This window comes from Streptomyces sp. NPDC021096 (assembly GCF_040641275.1).
Classification (GTDB): Bacteria; Actinomycetota; Actinomycetes; order Streptomycetales; family Streptomycetaceae; genus Streptomyces.
Window position 1 is genome coordinate 57,423 of sequence record NZ_JBFADG010000025.1, and the last position, 24,501, is coordinate 81,923.

Annotated in this window: 20 protein-coding genes; 10 read left to right on the plus strand and 10 right to left on the minus strand. The window is 72.5% G+C overall.

Going from position 1 to position 24,501, the window contains the following annotated elements:
* Positions 1 to 105 precede the first annotated feature (105 nt).
* The 5 genes from AB0G59_RS24775 to AB0G59_RS24795 form a co-directional block, all read right to left on the minus strand.
* Positions 106 to 1,032, minus strand: a complete 927-nt coding sequence (locus tag AB0G59_RS24775) for a hypothetical protein (RefSeq protein WP_360915521.1) — start codon at positions 1,030 to 1,032, stop codon at positions 106 to 108.
* A 129-nt stretch (positions 1,033 to 1,161) separates the two neighbouring features.
* Positions 1,162 to 2,370: a hypothetical protein gene (locus AB0G59_RS24780; protein WP_360915524.1), complete on the minus strand. Its 1,209-nt coding sequence runs from the start codon at positions 2,368 to 2,370 to the stop codon at positions 1,162 to 1,164.
* A complete protein-coding gene (locus AB0G59_RS24785) occupies positions 2,352 to 3,089 on the minus strand; it encodes an ATP-binding cassette domain-containing protein (RefSeq protein ID WP_360915527.1) in 738 nt (245 codons plus the stop codon). Before AB0G59_RS24785 ends, AB0G59_RS24780 begins: the two co-directional genes overlap by 19 nt.
* Positions 3,090 to 3,362: 273 nt before the next feature.
* Entirely contained in the window at positions 3,363 to 4,742 is a 1,380-nt protein-coding gene (locus AB0G59_RS24790) for an aspartate aminotransferase family protein (protein ID WP_360915530.1), read from the minus strand.
* Positions 4,727 to 5,215, minus strand: a complete 489-nt coding sequence (locus AB0G59_RS24795) for an Lrp/AsnC family transcriptional regulator (protein ID WP_071965076.1) — start codon at positions 5,213 to 5,215, stop codon at positions 4,727 to 4,729. Before AB0G59_RS24795 ends, AB0G59_RS24790 begins: the two co-directional genes overlap by 16 nt.
* A 182-nt stretch (positions 5,216 to 5,397) precedes the next feature.
* Between AB0G59_RS24795 and AB0G59_RS24800 the strand changes: the two genes are divergently transcribed.
* Together AB0G59_RS24800 and AB0G59_RS24805 are read left to right on the plus strand one after the other, a co-directional pair.
* On the plus strand, positions 5,398 to 6,849 hold the full coding sequence (locus tag AB0G59_RS24800) for a gamma-aminobutyraldehyde dehydrogenase (protein WP_360915534.1): 1,452 nt from the start codon (positions 5,398 to 5,400) through the stop codon (positions 6,847 to 6,849).
* A gap of 103 nt (positions 6,850 to 6,952) precedes the next feature.
* Positions 6,953 to 8,140 carry a spermidine/putrescine ABC transporter substrate-binding protein gene (locus tag AB0G59_RS24805; protein ID WP_360915582.1) on the plus strand — a complete coding sequence of 396 codons (1,188 nt, stop codon included), beginning with the start codon at positions 6,953 to 6,955 and terminating at the stop codon, positions 8,138 to 8,140.
* Positions 8,141 to 8,152: 12 nt separating this feature from the next.
* On the opposite strand, the gene AB0G59_RS24810 is transcribed toward AB0G59_RS24805, so the two are convergent.
* Both AB0G59_RS24810 and AB0G59_RS24815 read right to left on the minus strand, forming a co-directional pair.
* Entirely contained in the window at positions 8,153 to 8,848 is a 696-nt protein-coding gene (locus tag AB0G59_RS24810; protein ID WP_360915537.1) for a glycerophosphodiester phosphodiesterase, read from the minus strand.
* 27 nt (positions 8,849 to 8,875) lie between these two features.
* Positions 8,876 to 9,898, minus strand: a complete 1,023-nt coding sequence (locus AB0G59_RS24815) for an adenosine deaminase (RefSeq protein WP_360915540.1) — start codon at positions 9,896 to 9,898, stop codon at positions 8,876 to 8,878.
* Between the two features lie 118 nt (positions 9,899 to 10,016).
* Here AB0G59_RS24815 and AB0G59_RS24820 point away from each other — a divergent pair, with 118 nt between their 5' ends.
* A complete protein-coding gene (locus AB0G59_RS24820; RefSeq protein ID WP_360915543.1) occupies positions 10,017 to 10,829 on the plus strand; it encodes a DUF4190 domain-containing protein in 813 nt (270 codons plus the stop codon).
* Here the strand turns inward: AB0G59_RS24820 and AB0G59_RS24825 are convergent.
* Entirely contained in the window at positions 10,775 to 11,410 is a 636-nt protein-coding gene (locus AB0G59_RS24825) for an NADAR family protein (RefSeq protein WP_360915546.1), read from the minus strand. The two genes, AB0G59_RS24820 and AB0G59_RS24825, sit on opposite strands and share 55 nt — an antisense overlap.
* Before the next feature lie 203 nt (positions 11,411 to 11,613).
* Between AB0G59_RS24825 and AB0G59_RS24830 the strand changes: the two genes are divergently transcribed.
* From AB0G59_RS24830 to AB0G59_RS24850, 5 genes are all read left to right on the plus strand, one after another.
* Positions 11,614 to 13,128 (plus strand): gamma-aminobutyraldehyde dehydrogenase, encoded by a 1,515-nt coding sequence (locus AB0G59_RS24830; RefSeq protein WP_360915549.1) that lies wholly within the window; start codon positions 11,614 to 11,616, stop codon positions 13,126 to 13,128.
* A gap of 185 nt (positions 13,129 to 13,313) precedes the next feature.
* On the plus strand, positions 13,314 to 14,489 hold the full coding sequence (locus AB0G59_RS24835; protein WP_360915552.1) for an ABC transporter ATP-binding protein: 1,176 nt from the start codon (positions 13,314 to 13,316) through the stop codon (positions 14,487 to 14,489).
* The gene (locus AB0G59_RS24840; protein ID WP_360915555.1) at positions 14,489 to 15,415 is read left to right on the plus strand and encodes an ABC transporter permease; all 927 of its coding nucleotides are present in this window, start codon (positions 14,489 to 14,491) and stop codon (positions 15,413 to 15,415) included. The genes AB0G59_RS24835 and AB0G59_RS24840 overlap by 1 nt, the downstream gene beginning before the upstream one ends.
* Positions 15,415 to 16,221, plus strand: a complete 807-nt coding sequence (locus AB0G59_RS24845; protein WP_360915558.1) for an ABC transporter permease — start codon at positions 15,415 to 15,417, stop codon at positions 16,219 to 16,221. The genes AB0G59_RS24840 and AB0G59_RS24845 overlap by 1 nt, the downstream gene beginning before the upstream one ends.
* A 5-nt stretch (positions 16,222 to 16,226) precedes the next feature.
* Entirely contained in the window at positions 16,227 to 17,639 is a 1,413-nt protein-coding gene (locus AB0G59_RS24850; RefSeq protein WP_360915561.1) for an FAD-dependent oxidoreductase, read from the plus strand.
* A 2-nt stretch (positions 17,640 to 17,641) separates the two neighbouring features.
* On the opposite strand, the gene AB0G59_RS24855 is transcribed toward AB0G59_RS24850, so the two are convergent.
* Together AB0G59_RS24855 and gabT are read right to left on the minus strand one after the other, a co-directional pair.
* The gene (locus AB0G59_RS24855; protein ID WP_360915564.1) at positions 17,642 to 18,175 is read right to left on the minus strand and encodes a phosphatase PAP2 family protein; all 534 of its coding nucleotides are present in this window, start codon (positions 18,173 to 18,175) and stop codon (positions 17,642 to 17,644) included.
* Between the two features lie 426 nt (positions 18,176 to 18,601).
* On the minus strand, positions 18,602 to 19,936 hold the full coding sequence (gene gabT / locus AB0G59_RS24860; RefSeq protein WP_360915567.1) for a 4-aminobutyrate--2-oxoglutarate transaminase: 1,335 nt from the start codon (positions 19,934 to 19,936) through the stop codon (positions 18,602 to 18,604).
* Between the two features lie 238 nt (positions 19,937 to 20,174).
* Here gabT and AB0G59_RS24865 point away from each other — a divergent pair, with 238 nt between their 5' ends.
* A complete protein-coding gene (locus AB0G59_RS24865) occupies positions 20,175 to 22,556 on the plus strand; it encodes an ATP/GTP-binding protein (RefSeq protein ID WP_360915570.1) in 2,382 nt (793 codons plus the stop codon).
* 118 nt (positions 22,557 to 22,674) lie between these two features.
* Complete coding sequence (locus AB0G59_RS24870) at positions 22,675 to 24,318, plus strand: PucR family transcriptional regulator (RefSeq protein WP_360915573.1); 1,644 nt, start codon at positions 22,675 to 22,677, stop codon at positions 24,316 to 24,318.
* Positions 24,319 to 24,501 lie beyond the last annotated feature (183 nt).

Sequence of the window (24,501 nt, forward strand, 5' to 3'; positions counted from 1 at the left end):
CCCCTTCCCGTAACCGGGGGCTCCGCCCCCGGACCCCCGGACCGCGCTGCGCGCGGTGTCCTCAAACGCCGGACGGGCTGGATTTCCAGCCCGTCCGGCGGGAACCTAGCTCACGGTGCTCGGTGTGGGCTCCTGCTCCGGAGCCGCCGGCGTCGCCGCGTGCGCGTCCGGTTCGCCGAACCAGGCGACCGCCACCGCGCCCGCCACGGCCAGCAGGAAGCCGAGGATCGCCATCCACGCGAAGCCCTCGCGGGAGGTGTCGCCCAGCCACACCACGCCGATGATGCCGGGCAGCACCGTCTCGCCGACGACCAGCGCGGCGGTGGCGCCGTTGACCGAGCCGATCTGCAGGGCGACGGTGTGCAGGTACATGCCGACGCTGCCGGATATGAGGATGGCGTACAGCGCCGGGTCCGCGAGCATGGTCGGCAGGTCGAAGGGGTCGATGCCGTCGAGGATGCGGACGCCGACGCCGATCGCGCCGAAGCCGAGGCCGGAGAGCAGACCGGCCAGGATGGCGGCCTTCGAACCCAGGAAGTGGACGGCCACCCAGCCGCCGCCCATCAGCACGACGGAGATGATCAGCAGCCACCAGTGCGTGGACCGGGCGGCCTCGCCGCTGCCCTCGTGTCCCGCGGCGGTCGCCAGGAGCACCAGCGCCGAGCAGACCACGCCGATCGACATCCACTCCCGCTTGTTCAGCCGGATGCCCAGCAGCTTGATGCTCAGCAGGGCGGTGACGATGAGGTTGGCGCTGATGACCGTCTGGGAGAGGAAGAGCGGCAGCATGCGGGCGGCGAGCGCGCCGAGCGCGAAGCCGACGAAGTCCAGGACGGTGCCGACCATGAACTCCCAGGTCACCGCGGCCTTCGCGGTGGACGACAGGCTGGGGCCGCCGTGCTGGGTGGTGCCCGTGGTGGAGGCCTTGGCGGCCTCCCTCTGGGCCGACTTGCGCGACCCGACGGCTTGCAGGACGGATCCTGTGCCGTAACACGCCGAGGCCGCGACAGCCGTGACAAGGCCGATGATCACCAATAGCTCCGTTCGCCTGATGGCCCGTCCTGCTTTGAAGCAGACGTACTTCTGAGCAGACGTACTTTTCGGCGTCGGAGTTGCCTTGAGTCAAGAACTGGTCAAGAACTGTGATCCCGGCCCTGTCCCTCACCGGGTCAGGGGAAGGGTGGTCAGCTCCGCGATGAGCCAGGTCAGCGGGGCGAGCACGGCCAGCAGGACGCCCGTCCGCACGGCCGCCGCGCCGCGCAGCACGGACGCCGGGACGCCCAGCCGCAGCAGGGCCGCCGTGGTCTCCGAGCGGGACTGGCGGGTGTCCAGGGCGGCGGTGATCGCCGTGGCCGTCACACAGGCCATCACGACCGCCGCGCCCAGCCCCGTGAGCGGTCCGAACGGGCGGGGACCGGCCGGTTCCCAGGCCGCGCCGTACAGCTCGGAGGCCGCGAGCGCCGCCGCGGCGACCGCGCACAGCACGCCGAGCGGCCGGCCGAGCCGGTGTGCGGCGTCCTGCAGTATCCGCCCGGCCAGCAGCCGCATCGGCCCGGGCCGCCCGGCCGACAGGAGCGTGCCGCACCAGTGGGTCAGGCCGGGACCGGCCAGCACCAGGCCGAGGGAGGCCAGCAGCCAGCCGCCCAGCAGGCCCGGGGAGGCGCCGCCGTCCTGGCCGGGCAGGGCCAGCAGGGTGTTCGGGGCGGGGGCCGGCGCGTGGCCGACGTAGGCCTCCAGGGCGAGGCCGCACGCGATGATCGCGACGCCCCACGGCAGGCCCGCGTAGCCGGGTCTGGCGGCCTTGGGGGGCGTGGTCGCGGGGGCGCCGGAGGGGTCGGGCTCCGGTGCGCTCGCCCTGCGCTCCTTGCGCGGGCGCAGGGCGATGACGCACGCGCCGGCGGCCAGCGCCGGCAGCAGCCCGAGCAGGGTCAGGGTCGCCGCCCAGGGCAGGGCGGCGTTCCCGCCCAGCAGCGAGGCGGTAGCCCCGCTCGGGGTGCCGCCCAGGTCGCCCCGCAGCTGGAGGTAGACCAGCAGGGCGACGGCGCTGCCGAGCCCGCACGACAGGGCCGTCGACGTCGCCGCGAGGAGGGACAGCCGTGCCGGGCCGAAGCCGATGGCGTCCATGCCGTCCCGGGGGCGGGTGGCGGGGTCGTTGCGGGCCACGGCGATCGCGAACTGCACCACGGCGGCCAGCGGCACCGCGCACCACAGCAGCCGTACGAGCGATTCATCGGTCGCCTTGGGGTGCGCCACGGCGTACCCCAGCGTGCACAGCAGCAGGAAGCCGACACCGGACGCGGCCCCGGCCACCAGCACGCGGCGCAGCAGGACGAGCGGGTGCGCGCCGCGCGCTAGGCGGAGACTGAGCACGCGGCCCTGCCCTCCCCTTCGGCTGCGTCGGGGGCCGGGATCGCGCCGCCCCGGCGGCCGTCCACGAGGGTGACCGTACGGTCGGCGAGAGCCGCGCTCTCGTCGTCGAGGGTGGCCAGGACGACCGTGATGTGGTGCGAGCGGGCGGCCGTGGTCAAGGTGCGCAGCACCTGGGCGCGGTCGCTCTCGTGCAGGGGCGCGGTCGGCTCGTCCGCGAAGACGACGGTCGGCTCGGCGGCCAGGGCGCGGGCGATGGCGATGCGCTGGCGCTGGGCCTGGGTGAGGGCGCCGGGGCGCTTGCGGGCGCAGTCGCCGACGTCGAGGCGTTCGAGCCATTCGTTGGCCGTCTGTTTGGCCGTCCGGTGGCCGACGCCGCGCACCAGCAGGGTCAGGGCGGCGTTCTCCCAGCCCGTCAGCTCCGGCACCAGGTGCGGCTCGCTGTCGATCCAGCCGAACCGCTCACGGCGCAGCCGTTCGCGGGCGGCGCGGGAGAGGGTGTGCACGGGGGCGCTGTTGAACCACACCTCGCCGGGGTCCGCCAGGAGCTGGCCCGACAGGCATTTCAGGAGTGTGGTCTTCCCGGAGCCGCGGGCTCCGGTCACGGCGAGGATCTCGCCCTCGCGGACGCCGATGGACACACCGGCCAGGGCCGGTGAACCGCTGTAGGAGTAGTGCAGACCGCGTGCCCAGAGCACGTCGTTGTCCGGCGGGGCCACCATATCGAGCACCTCGGGTCGCTTCAGAGGGTCCGTTCCCCTGTCCGGGTGAACGAACCGGAGGCCATTGGGTCACTGGCACCGTACGGAACCGGGATCCTAGCCCCCGTCCAGGCTCGGCGCTGGAGTGCCCCACTTTCCTCCCATCGGGCTCATCGCGCCCGGACATGAGCGAGCCGTGGCCCACGAGCGCGCGGGGGAGCGGTGCGCGCACGTGGGCCACGGCGGGGAGACGGGCCGCTGAAAGGGGGGGGTGCCCGTCGTGAGGGGTACGGATCAGATCTTCGTCCAGGCCTCCGTCAGCACGCCGCGGACGATCTGCTCGATCTCGTCGAACGTCGACTGGTCGGAGATCAGCGGCGGGGACAGCTGGATGACCGGGTCGCCGCGGTCGTCGGCCCGGCAGTACAGGCCGTTCTCGAACAGCTTCTTCGACACGAAGCCGTACAGCAGCCGCTCGCACTCCTCCGGCGTGAACGACTCCTTGGTCGCCTTGTCCTTCACCAGCTCGATGCCGTAGAAGAAGCCGTTGCCGCGGACGTCGCCGACGATCGGCAGGTCGTGCAGCTTCGAGAGCGTGCCGAGGAAGGCGGACTCGTTGTCCAGCACGTGCTGGTTGAGGCCCTCGCGCTCGAAGATGTCGAGGTTGGCGAGCGCGACCGCCGCCGAGACCGGGTGGCCGCCGAAGGTGTAGCCGTGCAGGAAGGTGTTGCTGCCCTTGAAGAACGGCTCGGCGATCCGGTCGGAGATGACCGCGGCGCCGATCGGGGAGTAGCCGGAGGTCATGCCCTTGGCGCAGGTGATGATGTCCGGGACGTAGCCGAACTTGTCGCAGGCGAACATCGTGCCGAGGCGGCCGAAGGCGCAGATGACCTCGTCCGAGACGAGCAGCACGTTGTAGGTGTCGCAGATCTCGCGGACCCGCTGGAAGTACCCGGGCGGCGGCGGGAAGCAGCCGCCCGCGTTCTGCACCGGCTCGAGGAAGACGGCGGCGACGGTGTCGGGGCCCTCGAAGAGGATCTGCTGCTCGATCTGGTCGGCGGCCCAGCGGCCGAAGGCCTCCGGGTCGTCACCGTGCACCGGTGCGCGGTAGATGTTGGTGTTGGGCACCTTGTGCGCGCCGGGGACCAGCGGCTCGAAGGGGGCCTTGAGGGCGGGCAGCCCGGTGATGGCGAGCGCGCCCTGCGGGGTGCCGTGGTAGGCGACGGCCCGCGAGATGACCTTGTACTTCCCGTGGTTGCCGGTCAGCTTGTGGTACTGCTTCGCCAGCTTCCAGGCGGTCTCGACGGCCTCGCCGCCGCCGGTGGTGAAGAAGACCTTGTTCAGGTCGCCCGGCGCGTAGTGGGCCAGCCGCTCGGCGAGCTCCACGGCCTTGGGGTGGGCGTAGCTCCACACCGGGAAGAAGGCCAGCTCCTGCGCCTGCTTGTTGGCGGCCTCGGCGAGCTCGGCGCGGCCGTGCCCGGCCTGGACCACGAAGAGGCCGGCCAGGCCGTCGAGGTAGCGCTTGCCCTTGTCGTCGAAGATGTAGGCGCCCTCACCGCGCACGATGGTGGGCACCGGGGCGTTCTCGTACGACGACATGCGGGTGAAGTGCATCCACAGGTGGTCGTACGCCGTCCTGCTGAGGTCCTTGCTCACGGCTATCGGGTTCCCCATGTGTAGGTCTGCTTACGGAGCTTGAGATAGACGAAGCTCTCGGTGGAGCGCACGCCCGGAAGGGTGCGGATGCGCTTGTTGATCGTTTCGAGCAGGTGGTCGTCGTCCTCGCAGACGATCTCGATGAGGAGATCGAAGGAGCCCGCGGTCACGACGACGTACTCCACCTCGTCCATCGCGGTCAGGGCGTCGGCCACCGGGTCGAGGTCCCCCTCGACGTTGATGCCGACCATCGCCTGCCGCCGGAAGCCCACGGTGAGCGGGTCGGTGACGGCGACGATCTGCATGACGCCCTGGTCGAGCAGCTTCTGCACGCGTTGCCGGACCGCCGCCTCGGACAGTCCGACCGCCTTGCCGATCGCCGCGTACGGGCGGCGCCCGTCCTCCTGGAGCTGCTCGATGATCGCCAGGGAGACGGCATCGATCGGCTGCGTGCTGTTCACGCCCTTGGGATCTGCGCTACGAGTGGCCACGCATCCCACTGTGCAGGAGAACTCGACGGTGTGGCAACCCTTGAGCGATGAAATTCGTTGCGCGGAAGCTCATGAATCACTGATTCCGTTGTTCATGGGTGATGGGTATGTCGAAAGCGACACCTCCTTGATTAGGCTGGGCGTCTCACCCAACGGACATCCGATAGAAGGGGTGGCACATCGTGACCACCGAGCTGCGCCGCCTGCGTAACTACATCGCCGGTGAATTCCGCGACGCCGCCGACGGGCGGACCACCGAGGTCGTCAACCCGGCCACCGGCGAGGCGTACGCCACCGCCCCCCTGTCCGGCGCAGCCGACGTCGACGCCGCCATGGCCGCCGCCGAGGCCGCCTTCCCCGCCTGGCGCGACCTGGTGCCCGGTGAGCGCCAGAAGGTCCTCCTCAAGATCGCCGACGCCTTCGAGGCGCGCGCCGAGGAGCTGATCGCCGCCGAGTCGGAGAACACCGGCAAGCCGCTGGGCCTCACCCGCAGCGAAGAGGTCCCGCCGATGGTGGACCAGATCCGCTTCTTCGCGGGCGCCGCCCGGCTGCTGGAGGGCCGCTCGGCCGGCGAGTACATGGAGGGGATGACCTCCATCATCCGCCGCGAGCCGGTCGGCGTCTGCGCGCAGGTCGCGCCGTGGAACTACCCGATGATGATGGCCGTGTGGAAGTTCGCCCCGGCGCTCGCCGCGGGCAACACCGTCGTTCTCAAGCCGTCGGACACCACCCCCGCCTCCACCGTCCTCATCGCCGAGATCATCGGCGGGGTCCTGGAGGAGCTGGGCCACCCCAAGGGCGTCTTCAACGTCATCTGCGGCGACCGTGACACCGGCCGCCTGATGGTCGAGCACCCCGTGCCCGCCATGGCCTCCATCACCGGCTCGGTGCGGGCCGGCATGTCCGTCGCGGAGTCCGCCTCCAAGGACCTCAAGCGCGTCCACCTGGAGCTGGGCGGCAAGGCCCCCGTCGTCGTCTTCGAGGACGCCGACATCGCCAAGGCCGTCGAGGACATCGCGGTCGCCGGCTACTTCAACGCCGGCCAGGACTGCACGGCCGCCACCCGCGTGCTGGTGCACGAGTCGGTCCACGACGACTTCGTCACCGCGCTCGCCAAGGCCGCGGCCGACACGAAGACCGGCCAGCCGGACGACGAGGACGTGCTGTACGGCCCGCTCAACAACGCCAACCAGCTGCAGCAGGTGACCGGCTTCATCGAGCGGCTGCCCGCCCACGCCAAGGTCGAGGCCGGTGGCCACCGGGTCGGCGAGAAGGGCTACTTCTTCGCGCCCACCGTCGTCTCCGGCCTCAAGCAGGACGACGAGATCGTCCAGCACGAGGTCTTCGGCCCGGTCATCACCGTCCAGTCCTTCACGGACGAGGAGCAGGCCGTCGCCTACGCCAACGGCGTCGAGTACGCGCTGGCCTCCTCGGTGTGGACCAAGGACCACGGCCGCGCGATGCGCATGTCCAAGGCCCTCGACTTCGGCTGCGTGTGGATCAACACCCACATCCCGCTGGTCGCCGAGATGCCCCACGGCGGCTTCAAGAAGTCCGGCTACGGCAAGGACCTCTCCTCCTACGGCTTCGAGGACTACACGCGCATCAAGCACGTGATGACCTCCCTGGGCTGATCCCGTCCCACCCGCGCACGCGTGTACGTTCCGTACGCGCGTGCGCGTATCATCGACGCCCGGCCGACCGGCCCGCACCGCCCCGACCCGCCGTCCCGCCGGAATGCGAGTAACGCCCGTGAAGCCCCTGTCCCGCCGGACCCTGCTGCGCGCGCTGGGCGCCGGCGCCGGGGCCGCCACCCTCGCCGGATGCGGGGTGCCCGCCGCGTACGTCGCCCCCCGGGACCGGGCCGCGGCGGACCGCTCGGAGCGCGACAAGCGGCTCGTCTTCGCCAACTGGCCGCTCTACATCGACGCCGACGAGGACGACCCGCAGAAGCGGCCCACGCTCGACGCGTTCCAGGAGCGCAGCGGCATCTCGGTGAAGTACACCGAGGAGATCAACGACAACGACGAGTTCTTCGGCAAGATCAGCCCGGCCCTGATGAACCATCAGGACACCGGCCGGGACCTCATCGTCGTCAGCGACTGGATGGCCTCCCGCTACGTCCGGCTCGGCTGGGTCCAGGCGATGGACCGGGCCGCCCAGCCGCACGTCGCCCGCGAGCTCGACCCGCTGCTGCGCAAGCCGTCCTTCGACCCGGGCCGCCTGCACACCGTGCCCTGGCAGTCCGGCATCACCGGCATCGCCTACAACCGCAAGAAGCTCGGCCGCGAGATACGGCGCACCTCGGAGCTGTGGCACGACGACCTGCGCGGCCGCGTCACCCTGCTGTCCGGCATGGACGAGGCGTTCTCCCTGCTGATGCAGGGCAACGGCGCGGACGTCACCCGCTGGACCGCCGACGACTTCCACACGATGACCGACCAGCTGCGCACCCTGGTCCGCAAGCGGCACATCCGCCGCTTCACCGGCAACGACTACATCAAGGACCTCTCCTCCGGCGACGTCCTGGCCTGCCAGGCGTACTCCGGCGACATCATCCAGCTCCAGGCCGACAACCCGGACATCGCGTTCGTCGTGCCCGAGGAGGGCGCGGAGCTGTGGGCGGAGAGCCTGATGATCCCCAACCTCGCCCGCCACAAGCGCAACGCCGAAGCGCTCATCGACCACTACTACCGGCCCGACGTCGCGGCGGAGCTCGCCGCGTCGGTCAACTACGTCTGCCCGGTGCCGGCGGCGCGCGAGGTCCTGGCCTCGTCCAAGGACAAGGAGCTCGCCGAGCTCGCCGAGAACCCGCTGATCTTCCCCAGCGACGACATGCGCGGCCGGCTCGCCACCGCCCGCGACATGACCGCCCGGGAGCGGCCCGGCTTCACCAAGGAGTGGAACGAGATCGTCGGGCTGTGAGCGGGCCCGGCCTCACGCCGGGAGCAGCGAGCGCAGGGTGGCGATGCGGTTGGTGGTGATCGAGTCGACGCCCGCGCGCAGCAGCCGGCGCATCGTACGGCGGGTGTCCGCCGTCCAGGCCGAGACCAGCAGGCCGTCGGCGTGGTGGCGCGCCACCAGCTCCTCGCTCACCAGGCCGAAGCGGTAGTTGAGCCAGTGCGGCCGCACCTCGGCGAGCAGGGACGGGCGGGGCGGGGCGAGCGTGGTCCAGGTGAGGGCGATCTCCGCGTCCGCGTCCGCGCGGCGCACGTTCAGCATGGCGGCCGGGCCGCCGCAGTAGTACGCCCGCTCCCGCGCCCCGCTCGCCCGCACCTGCGCGACCGCGGCAGCGGCGGCCGAGGGGTCCGGCAGGTCGATGAACAGCCGCCCCCGGGCGGCCGCCCCGGCCTCGGCGAGGGCCTCCTCGAGCGTCGGCACCCCGCCGTCCGTCAGGGCGCGCAGCTCCTCGGCCGTCAACGCGGCCAGGGCCACCTCCCGGCCCCACAGGCGCCCCAGCGTCGCGTCGTGCAGCAGCACGGGCACGCCGTCGCGGGTCAGCCGGACGTCGATCTCCACCGCGCCCGCCCCCGCCCGCAGGGCCGAGCGGATCGAGGGCAGGGTGTTCTCGCGGTGGACGTAGGGGTCGCCGCGGTGGGCGACGGCGGTGAAGGCGGTGACCATGGGCCTCATTGTGGCGGGCGAGGCCGGGCCGGTCCCTCAGCCCCGCCAGGTCGAGGTGTAGACGTCGATCTCCTTGCGGAGGCGGGCCTTGCCCGTGTCGTCCATGAACGACGCCTCCACGGCGTTCTTGGCGAGCTCGGCCACGCCGTGGGCGTCGAGCTCCAGGAGGCGGGCGGCGACCGCGTACTCGGTGTTGAGGTCGGTGCCGAACATGGGCGGGTCGTCGCTGTTGATCGTCACCAGCACCCCCGCGGAGACCATCTCCTTGAGCGGGTGCCGCTCCAGATCGGTCACGGCGCGGGTGGCGAGGTTGGAGGTCGGGCAGACCTCCAGCGGGATGCGGTGCTCGGCGAGGTGGGCCAGCAGCCTCGGGTCCTGCGTGGCGCTGGTGCCGTGGCCGATGCGCTCGGCGCGCAGCTCGGTCAGGGCGTCCCAGATGGTCTGCGGGCCGGTGGTCTCCCCGGCGTGCGGCACGCTGTGCAGTCCGGCGGCGATGGCCCGGTCGAAATACGGCTTGAACTGGCCCCTGGGCACCCCGATCTCCGGGCCGCCGAGCCCGAACGAGACCAGGCCTTCCGGCCCCAGGTCACAGGCGATGCGGGCGGTCTCCTCGGCCGACTCCAGCCCGGCCTCGCCGGGGATGTCGAAGCACCAGCGCAGCACCACGCCCAGCTCGGACTCGGCCGCCTTGCGGGCGTCCTCGATGGCCTCCACGAACGCGACGTCCGGGATGCCGCGCCGGGTGGAGCTGTAGGGGGTGACGGTCAGCTCGGCGTAGCGGATGTTCTGCCGGGCCATGTCGCGGGCGACCTCGTAGGTCAGCAGGCGCACGTCCTCGGCGTCGCGGATCAGGTCGACCACGGAGAGGTAGACCTCGATGAAGTGCGCGAAGTCCCGGAAGGTGAAGAAGTCGGCGAGGGCCTCGGGGTCGGTGGGCACCGGGGAGTCGGGGTGCCGGGCGGCCAGCTCGGCGACGATGCGGGGGGAGGCGGAGCCGACGTGGTGGACATGCAGTTCCGCCTTCGGCAGCCCTGCGATGAACGAGTCGAGTGCGGACATACGGGCCTCCATGGCTCCTCGGGCTGCTCGGTCGACGGCGTGCCGATCATCGTATGCGCGGTGGGCGCCGCCACGGTGCTCAGGCCTTAGCATGACGGGGTACCGACTGGGGAGGGTCATGTCCGACAAGGACGACGCGCAGCCGGAGCCGCAGGACCGCGACCTCTGGGCTCCGCCGGAGCGGCGGGTGCCGCTCGACAAGCCCGGCACCGGGCAGGTGCCGCCGCCGCAGCACCCCGCGCAGCCCGTCCCCGGACCGGCCGTGGGCACGCCGCAGATCCCGCACCAGAGCGCCTCCGGCGCACCGCTGCCGGGCGCCGTCCCGCCCGTGCCCCTGGCGCCCACCGGCCCGGGCACCCCGAGCGCGTACCCGGGCGGCCCCTACGGCTACGGGCAGCCCGGCCCCTACGGCCAGCCGCAGCCCCAGCCGCCCTACGGCCACGCCCCCGGCGCCGCGCCTGGCGCCTACGGCCAGGACCCCTACGCCCAGAGCCCGTACGGGCAGACCGCCTACGGCACGGGTGCCTACGGCTATCCGGCGGCGGGCTACGGGCAGGGCTGGCCGGGCCAGGTCGGGGCGGTGCCCAACAACAGCCTCGGTGTGGCCGCGCTCGTGCTCGGCATCGTGGGCACGGTCCTGTCGCCCAGCATCGTCTTCGGCGTGATCCTCGGCGTCCTGGCCATCGTCTTCGGCGCGATGGGCCGCAGCAAGGCGGCCACGGGCGAGGCGAACAACGGCGGTCAGGCCCTGGCGGGCCTGATCATGGGCGGGGTGGCGCTCCTGGCCACGGCCTCGCTGCTCGCGCTCTACATCACCCTGGGCGAGAGCGACGAGGCCGGCGTGGACGACGATCCCGACGACGCCGTCTACGGCGCCTATATGCCCGAGCCGCCCGCTCCCGGGCCGCTCGTGGTGGCCGCCAGGCGCTGACGCGCCTCCATCAGCGCGAAGCCCAGCAGGTTCAGCCCGCGCCAGTGGGCGGGATCCTGCGCCCGCTCGTCGTCGGCGGCCAGGCCGATGCCCCACACCCGGTCCAGCGGGCTGGCCTCCACCAGCACCCGCGCGCCCGTGCCGAGCAGATAGGCGCCCAGCTCGGGATGCTGCCCGAACTTGTGGACGCTGCCCTCGACGACGAGTTCGAAGCGGTGGCGGCGCCACTCCTCCTCGTCGAAGCCGCGCACCGAGCGGCCCGCGTCCTTCGCCTGCTTGGGGTGGCCGGCCGCGATGGCGCGGGCCTCCGCCTCGGCGTCGCCGAACAGCCGGGCCTTGCCCGCCATCATCCAGTGCTCGGCCGTGGCGTAGACCGTGCCGTCCACCGAGAAGGGCGAGGGCCACCACTGGCTGAAGCAGCCGGCTCCCACGCTGCCGTCGCGGCGCGGCCGGTGACCCCAGAAGTAGACGTACTTCGTCGTCTCGCCGCGGGCGCCGGCCGCCACCAGCTCCGCCACCGAACGCGGCCCGTCCGGCGTGACCGTGTCCGTGCTCATGTCCTTCGTCCCCCGTGTCGTCATGCCGCAATTGTGGCAGCGGCCGCTGACAGCGGCCCCGGCCGGGCTCCGACGCCCCTGGGCCGTACCACACCGATTCCGTCGCCGATCCAAAACATGGCGACGGAATCCCTTGTTGCGGCCGCTTCGCTCTGCCAGGATCGGCAACCATTCCGGATGGAGCAACACCTGCCCGCAGGTGCGCGGTCGGCGGAGGAGTGTGCGCGATGGATCAACGTCTCGACACGGCGGAGGAATTCGCCGGGGGCGCGCAGTACATCGGGGGCCGGCTGCGGCCGGGCACCTCGGGCCGTGAGCACGCGGTCGTCGACCCCGCCGACGGCCGGGAGATCCTGCGCTACGAACTGGCCGGCGCGGCCGACGTGGACGCCGCCGTGGCGGCCGCGCGGCGGGCCCTTCCCGGGTGGTCGGGCGCCACCCCCGGCGAACGCTCCGCCGCCCTGCACCGGTTCGCGCAGGTGCTCGCCGGCCGGGCCGGGGACCTCGCGCGCACGGAGTCGGCGCAGTGCGGCAAGCCCATCCGGCTGACCACCGAGTTCGACGTGCCGGGCACGGTCGACAACACCGCCTTCTTCGCCGGGGCGGCCCGTCACCTGGAGGGCAGGTCGGCGGGGGAGTACAGCGGCGACCACACCTCGTACGTACGCCGCGAGCCCATCGGCGTCGTCGGCTCCGTCGCTCCCTGGAACTACCCGCTGCAGATGGCCGCGTGGAAGGTCCTGCCGGCCGTCGCTGCCGGCAACACCATCGTGCTCAAGCCCGCCGAGCTGACACCGCTGACCTCCCTGATGTTCGCCCGCGCCGCCACCGAGGCCGGCATTCCGGACGGCGTCGTCAACGTCGTCAGCGGGGCCGGGCCGGAGGCGGGGGAGCATCTGGTGGGCCATCCCGGCGTCGCCATGACCTCCTTCACCGGCTCCACGGCCGTCGGCAGGCGCGTCGCGGAGATCGCCACCGCCACCGTCAAGCGGCTCCACCTCGAGCTCGGCGGCAAGGCGCCCTTCGTCGTCTTCGACGACGCCGACCTCGACGCCGCCGTGCACGGTGCCGTCGCGGGAGCCCTCATCAACACCGGCCAGGACTGCACCGCCGCCACGCGGGCGTACGTCCAGCGGCCGCTGTACGACGCGTTCGTGACGGGCGTCGCCGAACTGATGACCACCGTCCGCCTCGGGCACCCCCTCGATCCGGCGACCGACCTCGGCCCGCTCGTCTCCACCGCCCAGCGCGACCGGGTCGCCGGCTTCGTCGACCGGGCACGCGGGTACGCGACGGTCGTCACCGGCGGCCACGTACCGCAGGGCGAGTGGGCCAAGGGCGCGTACTACCCGCCGACCCTCATCGTCGGCGCCCCACAGGACAGCGAGATCGTCCAGGCCGAGATCTTCGGCCCCGTGCTGGCCGTGCTGCCCTTCGACAGCGACGACGAGGGCCTCGCCCTGGCCAACGACACCCCCTACGGCCTGGCCGCCTCCGCCTGGACCCGCGACGTCTACCGGGCGGGCCGGGCCACCCGCGAGATCGCGGCAGGCTGCGTGTGGATCAACGACCACATCCCGATCGTCAGCGAGATGCCCCACGGCGGCCACGGGGCGTCCGGGTACGGCAAGGACATGTCGGCCTACTCCTTCGAGGAGTACACCCAGGTCAAACACGTCATGTACGACAACACGGGGGTGGCGCGGAAGGACTGGCACCGCACGGTCTTCGGGGCGCGGTGATGAAGAAGCGGACAACCCAGACATTCAGTGCGTGATGCCGGACGTCGGCCGCATGCTTTCCGGCGACAATCTTCCGGTACCCCAGCACCGCGGACGGCGGCGGCCCGGCCCGTGGCCTGCCCCGCGGGGCTGTATGTCAGTGTTACGTGCTCTTCCGTCCCCACGACCCCCTGGACTTGAGACCCATGACGGCAACCGCCACGACCGGCACCAGCGGCACCGACGTCCGCCTGACCGGGATCAGCAAGACCTACGGCAGCTTCACCGCCGTGCACCCGCTCGACCTGTCGGTCCCCGCGGGCTCCTTCTTCGCCCTGCTCGGCGCCTCCGGCTGCGGTAAGACCACCACCCTGCGCATGATCGCCGGGCTGGAGGACCCCACCACCGGCACCGTGGAGCTCGCGGGCAAGGACGTCACCGGTCTCGCCCCGTACAAGCGGCCCGTCAACACCGTCTTCCAGAACTACGCGCTCTTCCCGCACCTGGACATCTACGAGAACGTCGCCTTCGGCCTGCGCCGCCGCGGCATCAAGTCCGTCAAGAAGCAGGTCGACGAGATGCTCGACCTCGTCCAGCTCGGCGACCTCGCGCGCCGCAAGCCGCAGCAGCTCTCCGGCGGACAGCAGCAGCGCGTCGCCGTCGCCCGCGCGCTCATCAACCACCCGCAGGTGCTGCTCCTGGACGAGCCGCTGGGCGCCCTCGACCTCAAGCTGCGCCGCCAGATGCAGCTCGAGCTCAAGCGCATCCAGACCGAGGTCGGCATCACCTTCATCCACGTCACCCACGACCAGGAAGAGGCCATGACCATGGCGGACACGGTCGCGGTGATGAACGGCGGCCGGGTCGAGCAGCTCGGAGCGCCCGCCGACCTCTACGAGACGCCCCGCACCACCTTCGTCGCCAACTTCCTCGGCACCTCCAACCTCATCACCGCCGACGTCCTGGGCACCTCGGGCGACGACATCCTTCTGCGCGCCTGCGATACCAAACTCACCCTTCCGGCGACACGATGTACAGCCACCGCCCGCACGGGCGAGAAGCTCCTGGTCGGAATACGCCCCGAGAAGATCACCCTCACGCACGCCGACGACGCCGGCACCATCGCCGACGGCCGCAACCGCGTCACCGGCCGCATCGCCCAGTCCAGCTTCATCGGCGTCTCCACCCAGTACCTCGTCGACAGCCCGGTGGGCGCCGGCCTGTCCGTGTACGAGCAGAACATCGAGCGCGACTCCCGGCTGGTGCCGGGCGCCGACGTCGTCCTGCACTGGAACCCGGGCCACAGCTTCGGCCTGGACGCCGCCCAGAACATCGAGGCGGGCACCGACGTCGACCGCGCCGAGGCGGGAGAAGGTACGTGATGACTGTCCCGACCCTCGCCGAACAGCCCCCCGTCACCCCCGCCGCCACCCCGGAGGCAGCCCGCCGCAAGAGGCGCGTGCCCTACTGGCTCCTGCTCCCCGGCATCCTCTGGCTGCTCGTCTTCTTCGCCGCGCCCCTCGTCTACCAGGCGTCGACGTCCGTACAGACCGGCTCGCTCGAAGAAGGCTTCAAGGTCACCTGGCACGTCGCCACCTACTGGGACGCCCTGACCGAGTACTACCCGCAGTTCCTGCGCTCGGTCGGATACGCCGCCACCGCCACCGCGCTCTGCCTGGTCCTCGGCTACCCGCTGGCGTATCTCATCGCCTTCAGGGCGGGCCGCTGGCGCAACCTCCTGATGGTCCTCGTCATCGCGCCGTTCTTCACCAGCTTCCTCATCCGCACCCTCGCCTGGAAGACGATCCTCTCCGACGGCGGTCCCGTCGTCTCCGCGCTCGGCTCCCTGCACGTGCTCGCCCTCACCGACGCGCTCGGCGTCACCGAGGGGCACCGCGTGCTCGCCACCCCGCTCGCCGTCGTCTGCGGCCTGACCTACAACTTCCTGCCCTTCATGATCCTCCCGCTGTACACCTCGCTCGAACGCATCGACGGTCGCCTCCACGAAGCCGCCGGCGACCTCTACGCCCGGCCCGTGACCACCTTCCGCAAGGTGACCCTGCCGCTGTCCATGCCGGGCGTCGTCGCCGGCACGCTGCTGACCTTCATCCCCGCCACGGGCGACTACATCAACGCCGAACTGCTCGGGTCCACCGACCAGAAGATGATCGGCAACGTCATCCAGTCGCAGTTCCTGCGCGTCCTGGACTACCCGACCGCCGCCGCCCTGTCCTTCATCCTCATGGCCGCCATCCTCGCCATGGTCACGCTCTACATCCGCAAGTCCGGGACGGAGGACCTGGTCTGATGGCCCTCTACTCCCGTGCCGTGCGCGGCCTGCGCCGCAACCTCGTGGTGATCGCCGGACTGGGCACCCTGGCCTATCTGCTGTTGCCCAACGTCATCGTGACGGTCTTCTCCTTCAACAAGCCCAACGGCCGCTTCAACTACGAGTGGCAGCGCTTCTCCACGGACGCCTGGACCGACCCCTGCGGCGTCGCCGACCTGTGCGGCTCGCTGTCGCTGAGCCTGCGGATCGCGTTCTGGGCCACTGTCGGCGCCACCGTCCTGGGCACGATGATCGCCTTCGCGCTCGCCCGCTACCGCTTCAGGGCCCGCTCCTCCGTCAGCAACCTCATCTTCCTGCCGATGGCCATGCCCGAGGTCGTCATGGCCGCCTCGCTGGCCACCCTCTTCCTCAACATGGGCGTCACGTTCGGCTTCTGGACCGTCCTCATCGCCCACATCACGTTCTGTCTGAGCTTCGTGGTCACGGCGGTCAAGGCGCGCGTGATGAGCATGGACCCCCGCCTCGAACAGGCCGCCCAGGACCTCTACGCCACCCCGCTGCAGACCTTCCTGAAGGTGACCCTGCCCATCGCCGCCCCCGGCATCACCGCGGGCGCCCTGCTCTCCTTCGCGCTGTCCTTCGACGACTTCATCATCACGAACTTCAACTCCGGCTCGACCGTCACCTTCCCCATGTACGTCTGGGGATCCGCGCAACGGGGCACACCCGTTCAAATCAATGTCATCGGAACGGCGATGTTCGCCATCGCCGTGCTGTGCGTGCTCGTCGGTCAGCTGGCCGGGAGACGCCGAAAAAGGAGCTGAGAACCATGGCGTCCAGTGCCATGAACCCTGCTGAAGCACTTTCCGACGCCACCCCCCGTCCCTACTGGCTCGACGACCCCGCCCGGCCCGAGGCGCTGCCCGCGCTCGTCGGCGACGAGTACTGCGACCTGCTCGTCGTCGGCGGCGGGTACGCCGGCCTGTGGACCGCCCTGGGCGCCAAGGAGCGCGACCCCGGCCGCGATGTCGTCCTGATCGAGGCGCAGGAGGCCGGCTGGGCCGCCTCCGGCCGCAACGGCGGCTTCTGCGCCGCCTCCCTCACCCACGGCTGGGCCAACGGTCACGCCCGCTGGCCCGCCGAGCTCACCACCCTGGAGGAGCTCGGCCACCGCAACCTCGACGGCATCGAGGCCGCCCTCGCCCGCCACGGCATCGACTGCGACTTCGAGCGCACCGGCGAGATCGACGTCGCCACCGCACCCCACCAGGTCAACGAGCTCAGGGAGGCCGCCGAGGAGGCGGCCTCCCTCGGCGTCGGCGGCCATGAGTTCCTCGACCGCGACGCCCTGCGCGCCGAGGTGGACTCGCCGACCTTCCTCGCCGGCCTGTGGAACCGCCGCGGCGTGGCCATGCTGCACCCCGCCAAGCTCGCCTGGGGCCTCAAGCGCGCCTGCCTCGACCTCGGCGTACGGATATACGAGAACACCCCCGGCACCGAACTCTCCTCGCGCAGCTCCGGCGTGGCCGTCCGCACCCCCTACGGCCGTGTCTTCGCCCGCCACGCCGCGCTGGCCACCAACGCCTTCCCCTCACTGGTCAAGCGCCTGCGCCCGTACATCGCCCCGGTCTACGACTACGCGCTGATGACCGAGCCCCTCAGCGCGGAGCAGCTCGCCTCCGTCGGCTGGAAGCGACGGCAGGGCCTGAGCGACAGCGCCAACCACTTCCACTACTTCCGGCTGACCGCCGACCACCGCATCCTGTGGGGCGGCTACGACATCGTCTACCGCTACGGCGGCGGGGTCCGCGCCGAGTACGACCACCACCCGGCCACGTACCAGCGCCTCGCCGAGCACTTCTTCCGCTGCTTCCCCCAGCTCGAGGGCGTGCGCTTCTCGCACACCTGGGGCGGCGCCATCGACACCTGCTCGCGCTTCTCCGCCTTCTTCGGCACCGCCCACGGCGGCCGGGTCGCCTACGCCATGGGCTTCACCGGGCTCGGCGTCGGCGCGACCCGGTTCGGCGCGGAGGTCATGCTCGACCTGCTCGCCGGGGAGCGCACCGAGCGCACGGAGCTGGAGATGGTCCGCAGCAAGCCGCTGCCGTTCCCGCCGGAACCGGTGCGCTCGGTGGGCATCGGCATCACCCAGTGGGCCATGACCCGAGCCGACGAAAACGGCGGCCGCCGCAACCTCTGGCTCAAGACCTTGGACAAGGTAGGCCTAGGGTTCGACAGCTGAGGTCAGACGTCTTGTGGGCAATCGTTCCGCAAGGCGGAACGGGTGGGCACAAGACGACCACCGGCCAGCACCCAGAGCACCAGCCCCGACAGGCACCACGCCCCCACCACGTCCAACGGCCAGTGGTACCCGCGCCACACCAACCCCAGACCGACCCCCACATTGAGCAGCCCGCAGCACACGGCCCACCACCGGGACCGTACGAGGAGCAGAACGGCCGCCCCGTACGCCACCGCCGCCGTCGCCGCGTGCCCCGAGGGAAAGAACCCGTCATGCGCTCCCGGAGCCATGACGGGCGGCCCCGGCCGCGCGATCCACATCTTCAGCGGAACGACGAGCGCCGGCACCGCCGCCATCGCCAGGGCGGCGCCCAGCGCCGGCTTCCACCGCCGGTGGCGCAGGACGCTCCAGGCGATCGCCGCGATCAGCACCGGCAGCGCCACGACGGTGTTGCCCAGATCGGCGAGGAGTTCGGCGAGGCCGGACGGCACGGCACGTGAGTCCGCGGCCGCGTGCCCCAGGCGTTCGTCGAGCACGCGCAGCGGCCCGTGGGCGGCGACCTGCCAGGTGACCAGGGCGAGGAGAGAGGCGCACAGCGCCGGGAGGAGGACAGTCGGCGGCCCCGGAACAGGGGGGGTAGTTCCGGGGCCGCCGCGCCGGCCGGTGTGCCGCGCGCCCCGGGGGGTCTGGGGCGGGCGGCCGTCCGATCGGTGAGGATGTCCGGAGCCAAGGGCTCCAGGGGTGTGCGCGAAGGCACGGCCGGGTCGGCACTGGGGAAGTACCGGCACGGCGTCGTCCGCAGTCCCCTGCGGACGGGGTGTTTCATTCATCTGCAGAAACCGTACGGCAGGCAAGCGGGCTCCGATAGTCGGATCACCTGTCCGCCACCCGCCCCGCACAGGTTCTTCACTCGGTTACGAGCGGGGGAACCACAGGCGGGGCGGATCACGGAAGCCGGGGGACTACAGGCGGCCGAAGGCGGCCTCGATGATGTCGAGACCCTCGTTCAGCAGGTCCTCGCCGATGACCAGCGGCGGCAGGAAGCGCAGCACGTTGCCGTAGGTACCGCAGGTCAGCACGACCAGGCCCTCGGCGTGGCAGGCCTTGGCGAGCGCGCCGGCGGCCTCCGCGTTGGGCTCCTTCGTCGCCGGGTCCTTCACCAGCTCGACCGCGATCATGCCACCGCGGCCGCGGATGTCGCCGATGATCTCGAACTTCTCCTGCATCGCGGAGAGGCGGCCCTTCATGACCTCCTCGATGCGCTTGGCCTTGGCGTTGAGGTCCAGCTCGCGCATGGTCTCGATGGCGCCCAGCGCACCGGCGCAGGCCACCGGGTTGCCGCCGTAGGTGCCGCCGAGGCCGCCCGCGTGCGCCGAGTCCATGATCTCCGCGCGACCGGTGACGGCGGCCAGCGGCAGACCGCCGGCGATGCCCTTGGCGGTGGTGATCAGGTCCGGGACGATGCCCTCGTCCTCACAGGCGAACCACTGGCCGGTGCGGCAGAAGCCGGACTGGATCTCGTCCGCGACGAAGACGATGCCGTTGTCGTTGGCGAACTTCACGATCGCCGGGAGGAAGCCCTTGGCCGGCTCGATGAAGCCGCCCTCGCCGAGCACCGGCTCGATGATGATCGCGGCGACGTTGTCGGCGCCGACCTGCTTGGTGATCTGGTCGATGGCCTGGGCCGCGGCCTCGGGGCCGCAGTTCTCGGCACCGGTCGGCCAGCGGTAGCCGTAGGCCACCGGCACGCGGTAGACCTCGGGCGCGAACGGGCCGAAGCCGTGCTTGTACGGCATGTTCTTGGCGGTCAGCGCCATCGTCAGGTTGGTGCGGCCGTGGTAGCCGTGGTCGAAGACGACGACCGCCTGGCGCTTGGTGTACGCGCGGGCGATCTTGACGGCGTTCTCGACGGCCTCGGCGCCCGAGTTGAACAGCGCGGACTTCTTGGCGTGGTCGCCCGGGGTCAGCTCGGCGAGCTGCTCACAGACCTCCACGTAGCCCTCGTACGGCGTCACCATGAAACAGGTGTGGGTGAAGTCGGCCAGCTGCGCGGACGCGCGGCGCACGACCGCCTCGGCGCTGGCGCCGACCGAGGTCACCGCGATGCCCGAGCCGAAGTCGATCAGAGCGTTGCCGTCGACGTCCTCGATGATGCCGCCGCCCGCGCGCGTGGTGAAGACGGGCAGCACGGAGCCCACACCGCCGGCGACCGTGGCGGTACGGCGGGCCTGCAGCTCCTGCGACTTCGGGCCGGGGATGGCGGTGACGACGCGGCGCTCCTGCGGAATCGCGCTCATGTGGGCTCCTGGGGGTGTTTCGGACGCATCCGGGGTCTTTCCCCGCAGGCTAGGTGCGGGGGGTGGGGTCCGGCATGCGCCGTTCGGTAGTGATCCGGGCGTGTCGTTGTCCGCAGCGGACATGACGCCCCCGGGCCCCCCGCACGGCCGGAAACGCTGGAACTGTCGGTGCCGGGCACTAGATTGAGCTCCGGCACGCTCGGAAAGGGCCTGGCAGGCCAGGGGGGTACAAGGGGCGATGGACACCGACGGCTCGTACGACGCGCGCGGCACCCGCGCCCACCCGGTGCCCCACGCCGTGCCCCGCCCGGCCGGACCGCCGCCCCCGCCGCCGAAAGCCCCGCCCCTGCCCGCGTACGCCCCCGCGCCCCGCCCGCCCGTCGCGGAGTGGCTCGACGCCCCCCGGCGGCCGGCCCCGCCGGGCGTCTTCCGGCACGGCCACGTCCCGCCGCCCGAGCCGGACCCGGACCGGGTCCCGGACCGCGCGCTGCTGTCCGGCGCCGTGATCTCGCTGCTGTCCGGGATGCTGCTGTGGACCCTGCTGTGGAACGGCTACATCCCGTACTGGCGCGTGCCCATGAAGCTGGTCACCCCCACCGAGTGGTGGCACGCCGGGGCGATGGGCGGCCCCGCGACGATGGACGCGGTCGAGGCCACGATCGTCTACCGCGCCGTGCTCGCCGCCCTGCTGATCTACGGCTTCGGACGGCTGGGCAACTGGCCGGAGCTGCTCAGCCGCTTCGTCAGCGGCCGCCCCCAGCCCTCCCGCGCCGCCGCCGCGGCACTGCTCGCGGGCATCGTCCAGCTGCTCGCCTGGAAGGGCACGCTCCCCGTCGTCGAACCGGTCCTCGTCCTCACCCCCGAGACATGGCTGCAGGGCGGCGGCGACCCCTACATGGCGGCGCTGGTCGTCTACGTCCTCTACGCCCTGATCGCCCTCGCCCTTCTGTGGCCCTTCGCCCGGCTGGGCGACTGGACGGCGCTCGTCCGCCGGCGCCGCGCCCACAGCCCCCACCCGCCGGCCCGCACCCCCGCCGACGCCGCCCCCGCCCTCTCCCCGGCCGACTGGCCCGAGCTCAGGGCGGCCGGGCAGCGGGAGGCGGCAGACCGCCTCTCCGCCGACCTGGCCGCAGGCCGGATGAACGACGTCGACTGCGTCCGCGTCCGCCACGCCTGGGCCTCGGCCGGGACCGATCCCACCCGGCTGGCCGCCTTCCGGGACACCGTCCTGCGCCATGGCGCCGCGGCCTGGGCGCACCCCTCCGGCGACCGCGACCTGCCGGCCCGCACGGCCACCCACGACCTGCTCACCGCACAGGTGCGCATCGGCCGCGGCACCCACCACGACCGCACCCCCCACGCGCGCCGCGGCTGCGGCGTCGCCCTGGACCCCGCCGTCCTCGGCACCTCGCTGCTGGCCGTCGGGCCCCCCGGCGCCGGCAAGACCCGCCGCCTGGTCCGGCCCGTCGTCGAGACCCTCGCCCTCCAGGCGCTCGCCGGGCAGGGCAGCGTCGTCGCCGTGTGCGCCGCCGGGACACCGCTCGGCCCCGACGAGGCGTACGACGTCGTGATCAAGCCCGGCGACGGCACGTCCGTCCACGACCTCGACCTGTACGGCGGGACCACCGACCCCGACGAGGCCGCCGCCTTCCTCGCGGAGGGCCTCGTCGGCGACCTCGCCACCGTCGACACGCGCCGCGCCGCCACGGCCCTGGCCCAGCTGCTCGGCCCGTACCACGCCGCCCACGGCCGCTTCCCGGCCGTGCCCGAGCTCTACGAACTCCTCAGCGGCACGCCCGCCGTCCTCGCGGCGCTGCGCCAGAAGCTCGACGAGGGCGGCCACGAGGCGATGCGCCGCGAGCTGGAGGCCCGCCTGCGACAGGGCGGCTCGGCCTCCGACCCCTGCCCGGCCCTCGCCGACCGCATCGCGCTCCTCGACCGGCCGGCCTTCGCCGACTTCTTCGCCATCGGCGCCGACGCCCGGCCCTTCTCGCTGCGCTCGGTGCAGCACCACCCGCTGCGGGTCCGCATCGACCTGCCCGAACGCGGGCACGGGGAGGCGTCCCGGCTGCTCGCCCGGCTGATCCTCGCCCAGTTCACGGCGATGGCCACGGCCCGGGCGGACCGCTCCCTGTTCACCTGCCTGGTCCTCGACGACGCCACCAGCACCCTCACCGCCGAGACGGTCCGCGGCATCCAGCGCCTGCGGTCCGCGGGCGCCGGCGTGGTGCTCGGCCTGCGCACCGTCGACGACGTCGCCGAGAACCTGCACATCGCGCTGCTCAGCGCCGTCGGCTGCCACATGGCCTTCGCCGGCGTCACCACCTGGGACGGCCGGCGGTTCGCGGAGGCCTGGGGCACCGAATGGGTGGAGACCCGGGAGGTCGCCCAGCACGCCGTCTTCGCCGACCAGCCGCTCACCCGCGCCGTCCACGCCCTGCGCAAGCTCGTCACCGGCCAGGCCGTCACCCGGGACGCGGTGACGGTGCGCAAGGTGGAGCGCGAGCGGTGGTCGGCGTCCGAGCTGGCACACCAGGTGCCCGCCGGACACGCCGTGCTGTCCCTGACGACGGTCCACGGCGAGCACGTGCCCCCGCTGCTGGTGGATCTGCGCGACTGAGACATGACGCGGCGGCGTACGCCAAGTGGGCCCCGCGACCCTGCCGCCCTGGCAGAATTGAGGGGAGCCGTTCATACGGGACGGTGCAAAATCCCCTCCCGTCAAAGGTCCGCCATCCATGCCGCCCACGCTCGCCTCGCTCGTCCAGCACTCGGCGCTCAAGCTCACCGTGCTCGCGGGCGCGGACCGGCTGGACACCCCCGTCCGCTGGGCGCACGTCAGCGAGCTGGCCGATCCCGTGCCGTGGATGGACGGCGGCGAGCTGCTGCTCATCACGGCCATGAAGATCGACGCCGAGGACCGCGAGACGATGCGCCGCTATGTGCGGCGGCTGGTGCGGGCGGGCGTGGTCGGGCTCGGCTTCGCCGTCGGCGTCAACTACGAGCAGGTGCCCGACGCCCTCGTCGACGCGGCGCGGGAGGAGGGCCTGCCCCTGCTCGAGGTGCCGCGCCGCACCCCCTTCCTCGCCATCACCAAGGCCGTCTCCGCGGCCATCGCCGCCGACCAGTACCGCGCCGTGACCGCGGGCTTCGAGGCCCAGCGCGAGCTGACCCGGGCCGCCCTCGCCCCCGAGGGACCGGCCGCCCTGATCACCCGGCTGGCCGCGCACCTGGGCGGCTGGGCCGCGCTGTACGACGCCTCGGGCGCCGTCGTCGCCGCCGCGCCCGACTGGGCGGCGCGGCGGGCGGCCCGGCTGGGCGCCGACGTCGAGAGGCTGCGGGAGCGGCCCGCGCCCGCCAGTGTGGTCGTCGGCTCGGACGACGCCGAGGAGGGCGGCGACCGCGTCGAGCTCCAGTCCCTGGGCTCCGGTCGCCGCACCCGGGGCGTCCTGGCCGTCGGCACGGACGAGCCGCTGGGCACCGCCGAGCGCTACGCCGTGCACTCCGCGATCGCCCTGCTCACCCTCACCACCGAGCGCTCGCGCGCCCTGCAGGACGCCGAGCAGCGCCTGGGCGCGGCGGTGCTGCGCATGCTGCTGGCCGGCGAGCCGGACCATGCCCGGGCGGTGGCGGGGGAGCTGTACGGAGGGCTGCTGGACGCGCCGTTCCGCATGCTGGTGGCCGAAGCCGTGCCGTCCGGTGGTGCGGAGGAGGAACGGGCGCAGGAGACGGCCGAGGACCCGCTGGGTGCGCTGGCGGACGCGGTGGAGACCGCCGCGAGCCGCGTGGCCGAACCGGTCCTGGCGGTCCCCGAGGAGGACCGCATCCTCGTCCTGGCCCCCGACGGCGGCGCGGCCGTGGGCGCCTGCGTCGCGTACGCCCGCGCGGCCGAGGCCCGCCGCAGCGCCGCGTCCCGCGGCGGCGAACGCGGCGCCGGCCCGACCGAGGGCACGGGGATCGCCCTGGGCCTGTCCGCCCCGGCCGGCCCCACGGGTGCGGCCGCCGCCTTCCGCCAGGCCGAACAGGCCCTGTCCGTGGCCCGCCGCCGGGGCCGCGTCCTCGTCGAGCACGAAGAGGTGGCCGCCGGTTCGGTCCTCCCCCTGCTGGCCGACGACGCCGTCCGCGCCTTCGCCGACGGCACGCTGCGCGCCCTGTACGAGCACGACGCGACCGGCCGGGGCGACCTGGTGGCCTCGCTGCGCGCGTGGCTTTCGCGGCACGGACAGTGGGACGCGGCGGCGGCGGATCTGGGGGTGCACCGGCATACGCTGCGCTATCGGATGCGGCGGGTGGAGGAGATCCTGGGGCGGTCCCTGGACGACCCGGACGCGCGCATGGAGCTGTGGCTGGCCCTGAAGGCGACGTCCGGGCCGCCGGCGTAGGGGGCCCGGAGGGATGGTGCCCCGGTCCCGCCCTCTCACCGTCTCTTGTCCTCAATCGCCGGACGGGCTGGCTGTGCTGTGTCCTCAATCGCCGGACGGGCTGGCTGTGCTGTGTCCTCAATCGCCGGACGGGCTGGCTGTGCTGTGTCCTCAATCGCCGGACGGGCTGAAAATTCAGCCCGT

What these genes read in the sequence shown, in the direction of transcription:
- AB0G59_RS24785 (WP_360915527.1), bottom strand. Translation starts at nt 3,089, where the DNA reads ATGGTGGCCCCGCCGGACAACGACGTGCTCTGGGCACGCGGTCTGCAC.
- AB0G59_RS24790 (WP_360915530.1), bottom strand. Translation starts at nt 4,742, where the DNA reads ATGGGGAACCCGATAGCCGTGAGCAAGGACCTCAGCAGGACGGCGTAC.
- AB0G59_RS24805 (WP_360915582.1), top strand. Translation starts at nt 6,953, where the DNA reads ATGCGAGTAACGCCCGTGAAGCCCCTGTCCCGCCGGACCCTGCTGCGC.
- AB0G59_RS24810 (WP_360915537.1), bottom strand. Translation starts at nt 8,848, where the DNA reads ATGAGGCCCATGGTCACCGCCTTCACCGCCGTCGCCCACCGCGGCGAC.
- AB0G59_RS24815 (WP_360915540.1), bottom strand. Translation starts at nt 9,898, where the DNA reads ATGTCCGCACTCGACTCGTTCATCGCAGGGCTGCCGAAGGCGGAACTG.
- AB0G59_RS24820 (WP_360915543.1), top strand. Translation starts at nt 10,017, where the DNA reads ATGTCCGACAAGGACGACGCGCAGCCGGAGCCGCAGGACCGCGACCTC.
- AB0G59_RS24825 (WP_360915546.1), bottom strand. Translation starts at nt 11,410, where the DNA reads ATGACGACACGGGGGACGAAGGACATGAGCACGGACACGGTCACGCCG.
- AB0G59_RS24830 (WP_360915549.1), top strand. Translation starts at nt 11,614, where the DNA reads ATGGATCAACGTCTCGACACGGCGGAGGAATTCGCCGGGGGCGCGCAG.
- AB0G59_RS24835 (WP_360915552.1), top strand. Translation starts at nt 13,314, where the DNA reads ATGACGGCAACCGCCACGACCGGCACCAGCGGCACCGACGTCCGCCTG.
- AB0G59_RS24840 (WP_360915555.1), top strand. Translation starts at nt 14,489, where the DNA reads ATGACTGTCCCGACCCTCGCCGAACAGCCCCCCGTCACCCCCGCCGCC.
- AB0G59_RS24845 (WP_360915558.1), top strand. Translation starts at nt 15,415, where the DNA reads ATGGCCCTCTACTCCCGTGCCGTGCGCGGCCTGCGCCGCAACCTCGTG.
- AB0G59_RS24850 (WP_360915561.1), top strand. Translation starts at nt 16,227, where the DNA reads ATGGCGTCCAGTGCCATGAACCCTGCTGAAGCACTTTCCGACGCCACC.
- gabT (WP_360915567.1), bottom strand. Translation starts at nt 19,936, where the DNA reads ATGAGCGCGATTCCGCAGGAGCGCCGCGTCGTCACCGCCATCCCCGGC.
- AB0G59_RS24865 (WP_360915570.1), top strand. Translation starts at nt 20,175, where the DNA reads ATGGACACCGACGGCTCGTACGACGCGCGCGGCACCCGCGCCCACCCG.
- AB0G59_RS24870 (WP_360915573.1), top strand. Translation starts at nt 22,675, where the DNA reads ATGCCGCCCACGCTCGCCTCGCTCGTCCAGCACTCGGCGCTCAAGCTC.